This window comes from Pseudomonas fluorescens (genome assembly GCF_900636825.1).
Classification (GTDB): Bacteria; Pseudomonadota; Gammaproteobacteria; order Pseudomonadales; family Pseudomonadaceae; genus Aquipseudomonas; species Aquipseudomonas fluorescens_BG.
In genome coordinates, this window is the sequence record NZ_LR134318.1 from 5782783 (window position 1) to 5798396 (window position 15614).

Genomic DNA, 15614 nt, shown 5'->3' on the forward strand with positions numbered 1-15614 from the left:
CAAGCGCCGAAAGATACGGACGCTGCCGGCCGATTGCAAAGGATAACGACCAAGCGCCGATCGGCGTAACAAACCCGGTACCTGTGGGAGCGGGCTTGCCCACGATGAGGCCGGCAAATTCAACATTGATGTCGATTGAACCACCGCAATCGAGGGCAAGCCCGCTCCCCCAGGGTTCTATATGCTGACGGGCAAGCCCCGCCGGACGGGAACCCCATCGCATAGGCAAGCTGCCGGGTGGCCGGTATACTCCGGCGCAATTAACGCATTTTCAAGGATTTCGCCATGAAGCGCCTGATCTCTTCCCTTGCTGCGCTCGTCGCGGTTGCCTGCCTGGTTTCGGCCTGCGGTCAAAAAGGCCCGCTGTATCTGCCCGATGACAGCCAGGACCCGGCCGAACAAGCCCAGTCCTCGCAAAAGCAGCCATCCAAGGCACACAAGCACGACGTCTACCAATAAGGGATCGCCATGGACGCTTTTAACTACCGTGGCGGGGAACTGTTCGCGGAAGGTGTGGCGCTGTCCGCCATCGCCGATCGCTTCGGCACGCCCACTTATGTTTATTCGCGCGCGCACATCGAAGCCCAGTATCTGGCCTACGCCGATGCGCTGGCCGGCATGCCGCACCTGGTCTGTTTTGCGGTCAAAGCCAACTCCAACCTCGGCGTACTGAATGTCCTGGCCCGTCTCGGCGCCGGTTTCGACATCGTATCCCGTGGCGAGCTGGAACGCGTGCTCGCCGCTGGCGGCAGCCCTGACAAGATCGTCTTCTCCGGCGTCGGCAAGACCCGAGACGACATGCGTCGCGCCCTGGAAGTCGGCGTGCATTGCTTCAACGTCGAATCCACCGACGAGCTTGAGCGCCTGCAAGTGGTCGCCGCCGAGCTGGGTGTTCGCGCCCCGGTTTCGCTGCGGGTAAATCCGGACGTCGATGCCGGCACCCACCCGTACATTTCCACCGGCCTCAAGGAAAACAAGTTCGGCATCGCCATCGCTGACGCCGAAGATGTCTATGTGCGCGCCGCGCATCTGCCGAACCTGGAAGTGGTCGGTGTCGACTGCCATATCGGTTCGCAACTGACCACGCTGCCGCCGTTCCTCGATGCCCTCGACCGTTTGCTGGATCTGGTCGATCGCCTCGGCGACTGCGGCATTCACCTGCGTCACATCGATCTCGGTGGTGGTCTGGGTGTGCGTTATCGCGATGAAGAGCCGCCATTGGCCGCCGACTACATCAAAGCCGTGCGCGAGCGTCTCAACGGTCGTGATCTGGCGCTGGTATTCGAACCGGGCCGCTTCATCGTTGCCAATGCCGGCGTCTTGCTGACGCAGGTCGAATACCTCAAGCACACCGAACACAAGGATTTCGCCATCGTCGATGCGGCGATGAACGATCTGATCCGCCCGGCGCTGTATCAGGCATGGATGGACGTCACCGCAGTCAAGCCGCGCGAAAGCGCTGCCCGCAAGTACGACATCGTCGGCCCGATCTGCGAGACCGGTGATTTCCTTGCCAAGGACCGTGAACTCGCGCTGGAAGAAGGCGACCTGCTCACCGTGCATTCGGCCGGTGCCTATGGCTTCGTCATGAGTTCCAACTACAACACCCGTGGCCGCGCCGCTGAAGTGCTGGTAGACGGTGATCAGGTTTTTGAAGTGCGCCGCCGCGAAACCGTGGCCGAGCTGTTTGCCGGCGAAAGCCTGCTGCCGGAGTAACCCATGCTGCTGCGTTTTACCAAAATGCACGGCCTGGGCAATGACTTCATGGTTCTCGACCTGGTCAGCCAGCACGCGCATATTCAGCCCAAACACGCCAAGCAATGGGGCGACCGCCATACCGGCATCGGTTTCGACCAGTTGCTGATTGTCGAAGCGCCGAGCAACCCGGACGTGGATTTCCGTTATCGGATCTTCAATTCCGATGGCTCGGAAGTTGAACAGTGCGGCAACGGTGCGCGCTGCTTTGCCCGTTTCGTACTCGACAAGCGCCTCACTGCCAAACGGCAGATCCGCGTCGAGACCAAGGGCGGGATCATCGAACTGGACGTGCGTAACGACGGCCAGATCGGTGTGAACATGGGCGCGCCGCGTCTGGTTCCGGCAGATATTCCGTTCGATGCGCCGGCGCAGGCCAGCAGCTATCAACTGGAAGTCGACGGCACCACGGTGGAACTGGCCGCGGTATCGATGGGCAATCCGCATGCCGTCTTGCGCGTGCAAGACATCAACAGCGCGCCAGTGCATGAGCTGGGCCCGAAAATCGAACACCATCCGCGCTTCCCGGCGCGGGTCAATGTCGGTTTCCTCCAGGTCATCGACCGCAATCGTGCGCAACTGCGCGTGTGGGAGCGCGGCGCCGGGGAAACCCAGGCTTGCGGCACCGGCGCGTGTGCCGCAGCGGTTGCCGCGATCAGCCAGGGGTGGATGGATTCGCCGCTATTGATCGACCTGCCTGGCGGGCGTCTGTCCATTGAATGGGCTGGCCCTGGCCAACCGGTGCTGATGACCGGACCGGCAGTGCGTGTATACGAAGGACAAGTGCGTCTTTGAGTGAGCAGAAACCATGACCGATAAGCCTCAGGTACCCGCCCGACAGTCCGACGAATCAGCGTCCGAGAGCCTGGAGGCGGCAGCGGTTGCCGCATACCTTGAGGCGCATCCGGACTTTTTCGTCGAGCACGAAGAACTGCTGCCTGCCCTGCGCATTCCGCACCAGCGCGGCGATACCGTGTCGCTGGTCGAGCGGCAGATGACCATCCTGCGCGACCGCAACATCGAGATGCGTCATCGCCTTTCGCATTTGATGGACGTCGCCCGTGACAACGATCGCCTGTTCGAGAAGACTCGCCGCCTGATTCTCGCCTTGATGGACGCCAGCAGCCTGGAAGACGTGGTGATCAGCGTCGAAGACAGTCTGCGTCAGGATTTCCAGGTGCCTTTCGTCAGCCTGATTTTGCTCGGTGACAACCCGGCGCCGGTTGGCCGCTGGGTGACCCACGCCGACGCCCAGGTCGCCATCGGTGGCTTGCTCACCGAAGGCAAGAGCGTCAGCGGCAGCCTGCGCGAGCATGAACTGGACTTCCTCTTCGGTGAAGAACAGCGTAAGCAGATCGGCTCCACCGCCGTGGTTGCTGTCAGCCATCAAGGCATCCACGGAATTCTGGCGATCGCCAGCCGTGATCCGCAGCACTACAAGAGTTCGGTCGGCACTCTGTTCCTCAGTTACATCGCCGAAGTCATGGGCCGCGTGCTGCCACGGGTCAACAGTTCCCTGCGCTCGGTACGCTGAATATGGAACGGCAACTGGACGCTTACTGCGAACACCTGCGCAGTGAGCGGCAGGTGTCGCCGCATACGCTGTCGGCCTATCGCCGCGACCTCGACAAAGTGCTCAGCTGGTGCGTCAAACAGAACATCGGCAGTTGGGCGGCGCTGGATATCCAGCGCCTGCGCAGCCTGGTCGCGCGCCTGCATGCGCAGGGCCAGTCGTCACGCAGCCTCGCCCGACTGCTTTCGGCAGTCCGCGGGCTCTATCATTATCTGAATCGTGAAGGTCTCTGCGACCACGATCCGGCCACCGGTCTGGCGCCACCGAAAGGCGAACGCCGCCTGCCGAAAACCCTGGATACCGACCGTGCGCTGCAACTGCTTGAAGGTGCGGTCGAGGACGATTTCCTCGCGCGGCGCGATCAGGCCATCCTCGAGTTGTTTTATTCCTCAGGTTTGCGCTTGTCCGAGCTAACCGGGCTCAACCTCGATCAGCTCGATCTGGCCGACGGCATGGTTCAGGTACTCGGCAAGGGCAGCAAGACACGTCTGTTGCCGGTAGGCAAAAAAGCTCGGGACGCGCTCGAACAATGGCTGCCGTTGCGTGCCATGACCAACCCGGCGGATGACGCCGTGTTCGTCAGCCAGCAAGGTCGGCGTCTCGGTCCACGCGCGATTCAGGTGCGGGTCAAACTCGCCGGCGAGCGCGAACTGGGACAGAACCTGCACCCGCACATGTTGCGACACTCCTTCGCCAGTCATCTGCTGGAATCCTCGCAGGATCTGCGCGCGGTACAGGAGTTGCTCGGTCATTCCGACATCAAGACCACGCAGATCTACACCCATCTGGACTTCCAGCACCTGGCGGCGGTCTACGATAGCGCCCATCCTCGGGCCAAACGCATGAAAGGCGATGATTCATGAGCATTCAGTTGATCACCTTCGACCTCGACGACACCTTGTGGGACACGGCACCGGTGATCGCCAGCGCCGAAACCGTTTTGCGCGAATGGCTGAGCGAACATGCGCCGACGCTGGGCGCGGTGCCGGTGGAACATCTGTGGGCAATTCGCGAACGTGTGCTGGCCCGCGAGCCGGGGCTGAAGCATCGCATCAGCGCACTGCGTCGGCGGGTCTTGTTCCATGCTATGGAAGACGCCGGATATGCCCATGACGAGGCGTCGGAACTGGCCGACAAGGGTTTCGAAGTGTTCCTGCATGCGCGGCATCAGATCGAAGTGTTTCCCGAGGTCGAGCCGGTGCTGGAGCTTCTTGCCAATCACTACGCGCTTGGCGTGGTCACCAATGGCAATGCCGATGTGCGGCGGTTAGGCCTCGCGGATTACTTCAAGTTTGCGCTGTGCGCGGAAGATATCGGCATCGCCAAACCGGATGCGCGGCTGTTTCACGAAGCCTTGCAGCGCGGCGGCGCGACGGCCGAAACTGCCGTGCATATCGGCGATCATCCCGGTGATGACATCGCCGGGGCGCAGCAGGCCGGATTGCGGGCGGTGTGGTTCAATCCGGCGGGCAAAGCCTGGGAAGCTGATCGCTTGCCGGATGCCGAGATTCGCAGCCTGACGGAATTGCCAGCGGTGCTCGCCCGCTGGAACCGCTGAAAAGATCGCAGCCTTCGGCAGCTCCTACAGGGAAACGCATTCCAATGTAGGAGCTGCCGAAGGCTGCGATCTTTTGATCTTTTCATCACCCATGAAAAAGCCCGCAGCGACGGCGGGCTCTTTCAGCAAGCAAGCGGCACGCCTCAGATAGGGCGGCTGCCGTACTTGTTGTCCGGCTTCTTGGGCGGATCGGCGACCACATTGGCCTCCACTTCCTGCACCTTGCCGCCGCGCGCAAGGAATTCTTCCATGGCCTTGGCCAGGGCGTCGCGCTCCTTGTTCTTGGCTTCGATGCTCGGCAATTCATCTACCGACACTGCAGCCTTGGCTTTGCCTTTGGCAGCCGGGGCCGGCGTATCGTCACCGCCATCGTCCTCGGCAACGTCTTCCGCTGCCGCTTCCAGGCCTTCCTCGGCCTCGTCTTCGTCGCCTACTTCGAGGTCGTCGTTTTCCAGATCATCGTCGCTCATGTTCTACCTCATGACTTGCCAAAAGCAGATTAGTTATAGACCAGCTTTGGCGACTGTCGAAGCCGCCGTTGAAAAATCTTCCACCGCTGTTGATCAGCGGCTCATGCCTCTTCACCGTGCAAGGTGGCGAGGACTTTTCGCGCACCGCCATGATCACGGTGCTCGCCCAGATAAACGCCTTGCCAGGTCCCGAGCGCCAAACGACCTGCCGCAACCGGCAGGCTGATCTGACAACCCAGCACGCTGGCCTTGAAGTGCGCCGGGAGGTCGTCCAGGCCTTCGTCGTTATGCTCATAGCCGTCTGTTCCTTGTGGGATCAGACGATTGAAAAATCGTTCGAAGTCGCGACGTACCGCCGGATCGGCGTTCTCGTTGATGGTCAACGACGCCGAGGTATGCTGCAGCCACAAATGCAACAGACCAACCCGGCACTTGCCGAGTTCAGGCAGGCCGGCGAGTAACTCGTCCGTTACCAGATGAAAGCCCCGGGGCCTTGCCCGCAGGGTTATCAGAGTCTGTTGCCACATACCGTTCTCCGCACGTTCGGGGCGCATTCTAGCGCGCTCTGGGAAAAAACAAAGGCCCTAATATTCGCTCAATGATGTAAGCGTTTGGCGGCAGAAAAACACTCGTCGTAAACACGACTAAAGGCGTACGAAAAATCCTTTCAGCTGCTCTCTCAATGACAAATCCCGGACAAAAAAATGCCCGGCGAACCGGGCAATTTTTTTCTTGCGCGTGCTTTACAGGTTGTAACCGCGCTCGTTGTGTTGTGCCAGATCGAGGCCAACCGACTCTTCTTCCTCGGTTACGCGCAGACCCATGACGGCGTCCAGTACCTTGAGGATGATGAACGTGACGATCGCGGTGTAGATCACCGTGAAGCCGACGCCTTTGATTTGAATCCAGACTTGCGCACCGATATCGGTGACGGTGCCGAAGCCGCCCAGCGCCGGCGCTGCGAAAACGCCGGTGAGGATCGCGCCGAGGATACCGCCGATGCCGTGCACGCCGAAGGCATCCAGGGAATCGTCATAACCGAGTTTGCGTTTCAGGGTGGTAGCGCAGAAGAAGCACACCACACCGGCAGCCAGGCCGATCACCAGTGCGCCCATCGGGCCAACGGTGCCAGCGGCCGGAGTGATCGCCACCAGACCGGCGACCACACCCGAAGCGATACCCAGTGCGCTTGGCTTGCCATGGGTGACCCACTCGGCAAACATCCAGCCCAGTGCGGCAGCGGCAGTTGCAATCTGAGTCACCAGCATCGCCATGCCGGCGGTGCCGTTGGCGGCGGCAGCGGAACCAGCGTTGAAGCCGAACCAGCCGACCCACAGCATCGCCGCGCCCATCAGTGTGTAACCGAGGTTGTGCGGTGCCATCGGCGTGGTCGGGAAGCCTTTGCGCTTGCCCAACACCAGGCATGCCACCAGACCGGCGATACCGGCGTTGATGTGCACCACGGTGCCGCCCGCGAAGTCGAGCACGCCCCAATCCCACATCAGGCCGCCGTTGCCGGACCAGACCATGTGTGCGATCGGTGCATAAACCAGAGTGAACCAGACGCCCATGAAGATCAGCATTGCGGAGAATTTCATCCGCTCGGCGAACGCACCGACGATCAGCGCCGGAGTGATGATCGCGAAAGTCATCTGGAAGGTGATGAACACCGCCTCAGGGAACAGCGCAGCCGGGCCGGTAATGCTCGAAGGCGTGACACCGGCGAGGAACGCCTTGCCCATGCCACCGAAGAACGAATTGAAGTTGACGACGCCCTGCTCCATGCCGGTGGTGTCGAACGCAATGCTGTAGCCATAAATGACCCACAGGATGCTGATCAGACCGGTAATGGCGAAGCACTGCATCAGTACGGAAAGAATGTTTTTCGAGCGAACCATGCCGCCGTAGAACAGCGCCAGGCCAGGAATGGTCATGAACAGCACGAGGGCTGTCGAGGTGAGCATCCAGGCAGTGTCGCCGGAATTGAGGACTGGGGCCGCCACTTCGTCTGCCGCCATAGCAAGGCTGGGCATTACGATGGACAACAGGGCTCCTAGCCCTGCGAATTTACGCAGAGTCATATTGTTTTCTCCTGGGGCGTTGGGGTTTGTGGCGGCGGTTTTAAATCGCGTCGGTATCGGTTTCGCCGGTACGGATGCGGATCGCCTGTTCCAAATTGACCACGAAGATCTTGCCGTCACCGATCTTGCCGGTGTTGGCCGCCTTGGTTATCGCTTCGATAACCCGATCCAGATCCTTGTCGTCGATGGCCACGTCGATTTTCACCTTGGGCAGAAAATCGACCACATATTCCGCGCCGCGATACAGCTCGGTGTGACCCTTCTGCCGACCGAAGCCTTTAACTTCAGTGACGGTAATGCCCTGCACGCCGATTTCGGACAGCGACTCGCGCACGTCGTCCAACTTGAACGGCTTGATGATGGCAGTGACTAGCTTCATGAAACTCTCTCCCGAATTGGTGGACTTGCCCCAGGAAAACAAACCCGACTCAAGTCTAAGCGCAGTGCCTGGCTTTGTAACGCATCGTCGGCCGTACCTGCCCGACTGACGCCAGTTAACCGCTGCCGACGAAACTCCCCGCTCCGTCTGCCGCACTGCATTCGTCACAGCGACTGCATCAGTGCATGGGTCGAAGGTGACTAAGCAGAAACCTTGCCATCTCGCCAAAAACCACTGATTTCAATCTGTTGGCCGCTGCCGCACGCCATCCCGTGCAAAACCCCATCCGGATACGCACAACAACGGTGCGTCGCCGTCCGTCCGCCTGCGCGAAAAGCGTGCATCCCTGACCACGAGATTGACTATAGACACTGCGTGATACACTGCCGGCCATTGTTTACAGGACATCCACCATGCTCGCGCCCAAAGACTTCCTCGACGCCCTGAGCGGCACCGCCTCCCGCCTCTTCAGCGGCGACAGCCCGCTGCCGAAAGCCGAAATCGAAAGCCAGTTCAAGATGCTGCTGCAAAGTGCTTTCAGCAAACTCGACCTGGTCAGCCGTGAGGAATTTGATAGTCAGATGGTCGTTCTGGCCCGCACTCGCGCTCGCCTCGAAAGCCTCGAAGCGAAGGTGGCTGAGCTCGAAGCCAAACTGACTCCGCCCGCTGAATAATCCGCTCCCCCTGTAGGAGCTGCCGAAGGCTGCGATCTTTTGATCCTCAGCCCCTCAAATCTTTCGGCAACTTCCTACAACTTGCACCACTGCCGTCCGATTGCGCCGAAAAGCCCAGGTTTCCAAGCTCACCCGATGCTGAATGTTCAGCACCGGGTTTGGCGACCTGGATCGAATTTGACGCAATGCAACTAAATTCACAGAGAGGTTTTTTCTCTCAACGAGTTATGGCGGCTTTGCGTGGGAGACCTCAGGGTCTGCCGGTTTCGAATTCACCGGTTCGCCAACCCGCGCATAGCTGCCACCCTATTCGCTTGGCGACGAACAGAAGCAGTTTTCTTCACTTGAATTCGAGAACTGAACCATGGACGAAAACTATCTGACACCTAGCATCTTCACCCGCCACAAACTCCCCCTACACGCCCTCCTCATCCAGAATCAACCCTGGTTCTGCGCCCGAGACCTGAGCCGCCTGCTGCACATCTACCTCAACGAACGCATGCTGCGAAAACTCGACCCCGACCAATATCAAACCCGCAAAACCCTGATCCACAACCAGATCGAAAACACGCTGCTGATCAGCGAATCCGGCATCTACGCCCTGCTTGCCTACCACTACTGCCCCGAATACCGAGCGCTGCGCGAATGGCTCACCCACCAGGTCATCCCCACCCTGCGCGACGCCCAACACCCCAGCACAAGCGAACGCCCATACCTGAGCCTGCTCTGTTGGCCGGACATGACGTTGAGTTTGTTGCACTGGAATAACCAGCCGTGGATACGGTTACAGGATGTGCCGCAGATGATGGTGGAACGGGAGCAGACCAAGCGCCCTATGACGGGGCCATGGTGGAAAAGAGCTTCGCGGATGCTGCAATTGCTATAAACCCGCATGCCGGAGCTGGGTCCTGCGCAAATCGTAAGTCGATTGGAGATTCATCCAGAACTCAGGCGTAGTGTCGAGATGAGTGGCAAGGCTGATTGCCAGATCGGCGCAGATTCTGAGCTGGCATTTCACAAGCTTTTCGATCTCACTTTCGGGCCAGTTCGTGGGCATCGCCAGATCCATGACAGTCATGCCTAACGGCTCCATGAATTCCTTATTCAAAACCTCGCCCGGATGAATCGGGCGCATACCATTGCGATCCATTTTTCGCCTCCAGAGGCTGCGTTGAACGGCCAAACTGGAGCACCGATTCAGGGAGGTAACGCCCTCGAAAGCCTTTCGCCGACGTCCTACAACTATTGGGGCATGGCCCTACGAAAATCAGCGTCTACATCTGATTACGCGGCTCTTCCTCTTAGTATTACGCTGAACACCAGAACATCCATCACCCAAAAAAATCGAGGTTTAGATGAAGGACAGAACGAAAGGGGCAAAGCTGCTGGAAATTGTAGAAAATCATACCGAGGCACTTCAGCCAGCCGGAGGCTTATCAGCCAGTCAACGCCACTTTATTGAGATAGCGGTCAAGTACGGCAAAGAACTCGAGCCGGACGGTTGGCTGGCCGGGGGCGGCAGTACTCCCAAACATCGCTTCAAAAAAACTCAATGTGAATGACGTGTGGTTGGATGGTAGCTTCCAATTTTCGAGGGGCAATCATGTACCTCACTTTTGCAAATGGCCGCGCCCAAATCAGTGCAGAGGTTATCGCGGTGCACTATCGGCCTCCTTTTGGCGAGCAAACTCCCATCTGTGGTCATACTTGGCTTATTCGTGGGAGGCTACACAGAGTCACACATCTGAATTTGACAGGGTGTTAGAGCTGCTCGTCGCAGGCGTATTACCGCTTGTCGCCAAGGCAAATAGAGCTATGCTAAACCCCAATCGGAGGTTTAACTTGAGCATATGCGCCTGTAGAATGCGCGCCTGCTTTTACCGTCACCACACAGGGGATGAACCGAGATGAAAAAAACTGAGGAGTCAACCGTGCCACTATCCACAAAGCTCGCTAGCGGCGCTTCGGATAGGCGCTCCAATGTGATCGGCTTCGCTCAGTTCAAGGAACGGCAGGCCAACGAGGAATACAGAAAAGCTCTTGAAGTGGTTGTCGCAAACGCTCAAAAAGCTGACTGGTAATTCCGAATACCCTCAAATCTCTTCAAGGATGTGAAGATGGCCGCTCCCGCCCCCAAGGAAAGAGTTACTAAAGGTGCTGATGCTAAGTCGTCCTCTATGGGCATACGCCAACGAATCGAAGGCCGACGTACAGATGAGATCGTCATCGCCTTCTGCGGACCCGTTGGTTGCAATTTAGCCGATGTCATACGATCCATCCGCCTTCAATTCGAAGAATACGGTTATGTCACTGAACATGTAAAAGTCAGCAACATTATCAAGACACACTTTAAGACCCATGGTCTTCCTTCGGAATTGAAAAACGTTTCACTCGATGTTTCCTCTGGCAAGGAGCGGTATACAACTCTCCAAGACTTGGGCAATGAGCTTAGAAAGAAGCATGACTCACCAATTCTTGCAGCTTTGGCGATGCAAGAAATAGCTGTCAAGCGTACTATAGCAAAAGGCCCAGAAGGCAAGGCTCCTAAAACCGTCTATATAATAGACCAACTTAAACACCCAGAAGAGGTAGAACTTTTCAAGCTTGTTTATGGAGAGATCTTCTATCTTATTGGAGTATTGAGCCCTGAAAAAATTAGATTCAACTATCTAACTCGTTCGGAAAGAATCCCTAAGCACGAAGCACAATATTTGATTGACCGTGATCGAAACGAACTCAATGCAACTCACGGACAGAAACTAGAAAAAACTTTGCAGCTTGCGGACTTCTTCATCCGCAACAACCAAGACTCAGTTTCAAACCTAACCGCTCCTTGCCAAAGATTTGCTGCACTAGTACATGGAAAAAATGGCATTACACCAACTATAGATGAATCAGGCATGTATGCAGCCTATTCAGCTTCATTAAAATCCGCATGTCTAAGCAGACAAGTTGGTGCTGCCATTGTCAACAAAGAGGGAAATGTTATTTCGCTTGGTTGGAACGATGTTCCAAAATTTGGAGGTGGACTTTACACCTCAGATAGCTCAAATGACCAACGATGCATATACCACGGTGGAAAATGCTACAACGACATACACAAGTCACATCTGATTGAAGACATTGTGAATATCGTTAGCAAGAAAGTTGCAGTTACTCAAGAAACAAAAGATGATCTTGCTCGTCTGATCCAAAAAGAAACACGAGCGGGGTCAATCATAGAGTTCTCTCGCGCCATTCACGCAGAGATGGAGGCGATTCTCGGTCTAGCTCGGTCTCATGGGAACTCAACCGACTCCTGCGTCCTATACACAACGACATTTCCTTGTCACAACTGTGCTCGACATATCATTGCCGCTGGGATCAAGCGGGTCGTCTACATTGAACCGTATGAAAAAAGTCTTGCACTTGACTTACATGAAGACGCCATTACTACAGATGCTTGGACTCCGGACAAGACGTTATTCGAAACGTTTTCTGGAGTACCTCCCAGCAAATACTCCGCATTCTTCATGTCTAGAGGCGATAAAAAGGATAAAACTGGCCAGGCCATTGATATTATTAAAACGGATGCAATGCACATCGGAACTCAGTACCTTGATCCATATCAGACTATCGAAGGAAAGGTTGTTCAAGATCTACTGAGCAAGGTTGGCGCATTTACTCCACCGCCTCCGCCAGCTCCTGGAAGTATTCGGCAGAATACAACAACGCCGAGTGGCCTTGGCGGACCGTCGACTACTTTCCCATCAGGACATCAATCGGCCAATGGACCCCAACCAACATCACCTTTGCCCCCAGAACCTGAACCAGCAGCATAAAAAAGCCTTGCATAAAGCGGGGCTTTCACATAATAAAATCTTAACGCCCCACTGCTAAATTCCCCTATTAATATCGAATACTGATTCCCTATCGGCCCTTTTGACCCTATCGGCTTTTATAAGCATTTTCGAACTATTTAACATCAAACATTACGCTTCTCGTATTTTTCTCAAAGCTTGTCATATATCCAAATTACAGACGCTACCCGCATCACTGAAATGCATAAGCGCACTTCCAGTAATATTAATTATTCAATTATTAGACTTAGCACCTGCTATTTTTCTCAAGCAATGTGAATTAGTTAGCATCCATTCGACGACCCAAAGGCCTCATAAAAAACGATATAGCGTACCCACGATTAGGTCCCTGATAAATTTTGCAAAACTATGAGCAATCGACTCATTTTTTGTCGGCTACCCTTCAAAAACCCGCAGGAAGCGGCCCCCGATTCAGCTCAAGGAACGACCATGTCCCTCTCCATCGTCCACAGTCGCGCCCAGATTGGCGTGGATGCTCCCGCCGTCACCGTCGAAGTTCATCTCGCCAACGGTCTGCCGTCGCTGACCATGGTCGGCCTGCCCGAGGCGGCGGTGAAAGAGAGCAAGGATCGCGTGCGCAGTGCGATCATCAATTCCGGGCTGCAGTTTCCGGCGCGGCGGATCACTTTGAATCTGGCGCCGGCGGATCTGCCCAAGGATGGCGGGCGGTTTGATCTGGCGATTGCCTTGGGGATTCTGTCGGCGAGTGTGCAGGTGCCTTGTCTTACGCTGGATGATGTGGAGTGCCTCGGCGAGTTGGCGTTGTCCGGCGCGGTTCGGCCGGTGCGCGGGGTGTTGCCAGCGGCTCTCGCAGCGCGCAAGGCCGGGCGGGCGCTGGTGGTGCCGCGGGCGAATGCCGAAGAGGCCTGCCTGGCTTCGGGGTTGAAGGTGTTTGCGGTGGATCATCTGCTTGAAGCCGTGGCGCATTTCAATGGGCACACCCCGGTCGAACCTTACATATCGGACGGGCTGATGCATGCCGCCCGACCCTATCCCGATCTCAATGAGGTGCAAGGGCAGATTGCCGCCAAGCGCGCGCTGCTGGTCGCGGCTGCGGGGGCGCATAACCTGCTGTTCAGCGGGCCGCCCGGTACCGGTAAGACTTTATTGGCCAGCCGCTTGCCCGGATTGCTGCCGCCGTTGTCCGAGTGCGAAGCGCTGGAAGTGGCAGCGATTCAGTCAGTCGCCAGCGGCGTGCCCCTCACCCACTGGCCGCAGCGGCCGTTTCGCCAACCGCACCATTCCGCGTCCGGGCCGGCGCTGGTCGGCGGCAGTTCGAAACCGCAACCCGGCGAAATAACGCTCGCTCATCATGGCGTACTGTTTCTTGATGAGTTGCCGGAGTTCGATCGCAAAGTTTTGGAGGTTCTGCGCGAGCCATTGGAGTCCGGGCATATCGTGATCGCCCGAGCCAAGGACCGGGTGCGCTTTCCCGCGCGGTTTCAATTGGTGGCGGCGATGAATCCGTGTCCCTGTGGATATCTTGGCGAGCCAAGCGGCAAATGCTCATGCACACCGGACATGGTCCAGCGCTATCGCAACAAGCTGTCTGGACCGTTACTGGATCGGATCGATTTGCACCTGACGGTGGCGCGGGAAGCGACGGCGTTGAACCCGCAGGTGAAGCCGGGAGAGGATAGCGCCAGCGCCGCAGCATTAGTGGCCGAGGCACGCGAACGACAGCAGAAGCGTCAGGGCTGTGCCAATGCGTTTCTCGATCTGCCGGGGTTGAAGCGGCACTGCAAGTTATCCACAGCCGACGAAGCCTGGCTCGAGTCGGCCTGTGAGCGATTAACGCTTTCGCTGCGCTCGGCTCATCGCCTGCTCAAGGTCGCCCGGACACTGGCAGACCTTGAGCAAGTCGATGCAATCAAACGCGAACACTTGGCCGAAGCGCTGCAATACCGGCCAGCGACACCTTAATGCTCAGTCAGATCAACCAGCGGCGTCTGCCGCACGTCGGTGTCGCGTCCGGCCTGAATTTCGGTCACACGCTTCAAGGCGTTATCAACAGCACCTTTGTCCGCGAGCAGGCTATAGCTGATCTGAAACTGCTGGCTGGCTTTCGGCGCGATGGTCGGCACCAGGTTCAGCGGCCGTTGATAGCGACGGTTGTAGGAAAAACTGGTGCCGGGCTCAAGCCCTGTAACGTAGCCCTGCCCTTGGGTATCGGTGTTTTTCCACAGGGAAAATACCGGCAACTGTTGAGTGTTGAAGCCGACAGAAACGCCCAGGCTGCCCGCCTTGTTATGCAGAACGGTCAGAGTCTGCCCCTTGGCATCCGCATAGGGCACGACGTTATAAACCGTTTCGTCGTAATCCTTGGTCGGCCCGCGATAGGTCTGCCAGTCGGCCAGGTCGCCTTTGGCCTTGTCGTTGAACGGCGACACCTGCTTGACGGGCGCGGCAAACCGGGCGCCCTCTCCGAGAAAAGGCGTACTGAAGTTGCTGTGATACAGCGCCTGATATTCCTTCGGATAGTCACCGTTGTTGGTCAACGTATCGTTAAGCGCGAAAGATGTACTGCCCGGCACAGTGAGCAGCTCGGTGGCCACGGAGAAATCGACTTTTTTGAACGCCTGCTCTTTCAACTCGCCACGCAAAGTAATGGCGTAGGGCGGTTTTTCGTCGATGTGCAGGCTGACTTTGTTCGCGGGAATGTTCGCCGCGCGACCGTGCAGGGTCAGCAATTCGCCATTGTCCATGCCCGGATGGCCAACCCACTCATAACCGCAGCGGGTCACCAGTTCGTTGAAGCCTTCCAGCCAACCCAGCCCCCCACGGCCATTGAGCTCGATAAAGGCCGGATTGACCACTTCCTTGACCGGCGAATCCCAGCCCATGCGCACATCCCCAACCTTGGCCTGCAGGACATTCATGCCGCGGGTCGGGACGACCGAGAGTTTCATCGTGCCGTTATCGATGTCGACAATGCTCACACCCTCCTGCCGACCGCCATGCAGGGTGCGCAGGGTCACAGAGAAAGGTTTGTCGGTTTTGATGCCCAATCGCTCACTGGTAACCGTCCAGTTTTGCGCAGGCTTGTCAGTGTCGAGCAGGACGTAATCCCAAGCCATGGCCTGAGAAGCCGCCGCCATCGTGGCGAGGGCAACAGCGAGTTTGAGCGAAGTCATGGAACGTGCCTTTTATTGGATTTGTAAGTTTTTTATAGCGCTGATGAAACGTTTCAGCAAGTGCAAAAACTTCTCGTCCAAAGCACTCCTCGGTAAGCGACGCATTAATATCGAGCAAGGCTCGCAATCT

At 57.2% G+C, this 15614-nt stretch carries 18 protein-coding genes; 12 read left to right on the forward strand and 6 right to left on the reverse strand.

What is annotated here, in order from left to right:
* The first annotated feature begins 285 nt into the window (after window positions 1–285).
* From lptM to EL257_RS26545, 6 genes are read left to right on the forward strand one after another with little or no spacing between them, the layout of a single operon-like run.
* Window positions 286–459, forward strand: a complete 174-nt coding sequence (gene lptM / locus EL257_RS26520) for an LPS translocon maturation chaperone LptM (RefSeq protein ID WP_010465096.1) — start codon at window positions 286–288, stop codon at window positions 457–459.
* A 9-nt stretch (window positions 460–468) separates the two neighbouring features.
* Window positions 469–1716: a diaminopimelate decarboxylase gene (lysA, locus tag EL257_RS26525; RefSeq protein ID WP_126367588.1), complete on the forward strand. Its 1248-nt coding sequence runs from the start codon at window positions 469–471 to the stop codon at window positions 1714–1716.
* 3 nt (window positions 1717–1719) lie between these two features.
* Window positions 1720–2550: a diaminopimelate epimerase gene (dapF, locus tag EL257_RS26530; protein WP_110718098.1), complete on the forward strand. Its 831-nt coding sequence runs from the start codon at window positions 1720–1722 to the stop codon at window positions 2548–2550.
* Between the two features lie 13 nt (window positions 2551–2563).
* Window positions 2564–3289 carry a DUF484 family protein gene (locus EL257_RS26535; RefSeq protein ID WP_126367590.1) on the forward strand — a complete coding sequence of 242 codons (726 nt, stop codon included), beginning with the start codon at window positions 2564–2566 and terminating at the stop codon, window positions 3287–3289.
* A 2-nt stretch (window positions 3290–3291) separates the two neighbouring features.
* Window positions 3292–4191, forward strand: a complete 900-nt coding sequence (gene xerC, locus EL257_RS26540; protein ID WP_126367592.1) for a tyrosine recombinase XerC — start codon at window positions 3292–3294, stop codon at window positions 4189–4191.
* Window positions 4188–4886 (forward strand): HAD family hydrolase, encoded by a 699-nt coding sequence (locus EL257_RS26545; RefSeq protein WP_126367594.1) that lies wholly within the window; start codon window positions 4188–4190, stop codon window positions 4884–4886. Before xerC ends, EL257_RS26545 begins: the two co-directional genes overlap by 4 nt.
* Before the next feature lie 143 nt (window positions 4887–5029).
* Here EL257_RS26545 and sutA read toward each other — a convergent pair whose 3' ends face one another.
* The 4 genes from sutA to glnK form a co-directional block, all read right to left on the reverse strand.
* Complete coding sequence (gene sutA / locus EL257_RS26550) at window positions 5030–5356, reverse strand: transcriptional regulator SutA (RefSeq protein WP_016772583.1); 327 nt, start codon at window positions 5354–5356, stop codon at window positions 5030–5032.
* Between the two features lie 101 nt (window positions 5357–5457).
* The gene (locus EL257_RS26555; RefSeq protein WP_126367596.1) at window positions 5458–5883 is read right to left on the reverse strand and encodes a secondary thiamine-phosphate synthase enzyme YjbQ; all 426 of its coding nucleotides are present in this window, start codon (window positions 5881–5883) and stop codon (window positions 5458–5460) included.
* A gap of 216 nt (window positions 5884–6099) precedes the next feature.
* Complete coding sequence (locus EL257_RS26560) at window positions 6100–7437, reverse strand: ammonium transporter (protein ID WP_126367598.1); 1338 nt, start codon at window positions 7435–7437, stop codon at window positions 6100–6102.
* A gap of 40 nt (window positions 7438–7477) precedes the next feature.
* Complete coding sequence (gene glnK, locus EL257_RS26565; protein WP_002555808.1) at window positions 7478–7816, reverse strand: P-II family nitrogen regulator; 339 nt, start codon at window positions 7814–7816, stop codon at window positions 7478–7480.
* Window positions 7817–8229: 413 nt separating this feature from the next.
* Here glnK and EL257_RS26570 point away from each other — a divergent pair, with 413 nt between their 5' ends.
* Both EL257_RS26570 and EL257_RS26580 read left to right on the forward strand, forming a co-directional pair.
* A complete protein-coding gene (locus EL257_RS26570; RefSeq protein ID WP_126367600.1) occupies window positions 8230–8490 on the forward strand; it encodes an accessory factor UbiK family protein in 261 nt (86 codons plus the stop codon).
* A 364-nt stretch (window positions 8491–8854) separates the two neighbouring features.
* Complete coding sequence (locus EL257_RS26580) at window positions 8855–9376, forward strand: Bro-N domain-containing protein (protein WP_126367604.1); 522 nt, start codon at window positions 8855–8857, stop codon at window positions 9374–9376.
* On the opposite strand, the gene EL257_RS26585 is transcribed toward EL257_RS26580, so the two are convergent.
* Window positions 9371–9640 (reverse strand): HigA family addiction module antitoxin, encoded by a 270-nt coding sequence (locus EL257_RS26585; protein WP_126367606.1) that lies wholly within the window; start codon window positions 9638–9640, stop codon window positions 9371–9373. The two genes, EL257_RS26580 and EL257_RS26585, sit on opposite strands and share 6 nt — an antisense overlap.
* Window positions 9641–9845: 205 nt before the next feature.
* Here EL257_RS26585 and EL257_RS26590 point away from each other — a divergent pair, with 205 nt between their 5' ends.
* From EL257_RS26590 to EL257_RS26600, 4 genes are all read left to right on the forward strand, one after another.
* Window positions 9846–10052, forward strand: a complete 207-nt coding sequence (locus EL257_RS26590) for a hypothetical protein (RefSeq protein ID WP_126367608.1) — start codon at window positions 9846–9848, stop codon at window positions 10050–10052.
* Window positions 10053–10397: 345 nt separating this feature from the next.
* Entirely contained in the window at window positions 10398–10571 is a 174-nt protein-coding gene (locus tag EL257_RS27825; protein WP_172604524.1) for a hypothetical protein, read from the forward strand.
* A 36-nt stretch (window positions 10572–10607) separates the two neighbouring features.
* Window positions 10608–12311 (forward strand): anti-phage dCTP deaminase, encoded by a 1704-nt coding sequence (locus EL257_RS26595; protein WP_126367610.1) that lies wholly within the window; start codon window positions 10608–10610, stop codon window positions 12309–12311.
* A gap of 468 nt (window positions 12312–12779) precedes the next feature.
* On the forward strand, window positions 12780–14273 hold the full coding sequence (locus EL257_RS26600) for a YifB family Mg chelatase-like AAA ATPase (RefSeq protein ID WP_126367612.1): 1494 nt from the start codon (window positions 12780–12782) through the stop codon (window positions 14271–14273).
* Here the strand turns inward: EL257_RS26600 and EL257_RS26605 are convergent.
* A complete protein-coding gene (locus tag EL257_RS26605; protein WP_126367614.1) occupies window positions 14270–15484 on the reverse strand; it encodes an aldose 1-epimerase family protein in 1215 nt (404 codons plus the stop codon). The two genes, EL257_RS26600 and EL257_RS26605, sit on opposite strands and share 4 nt — an antisense overlap.
* Between the last annotated feature and the right edge of the window lie 130 nt (window positions 15485–15614).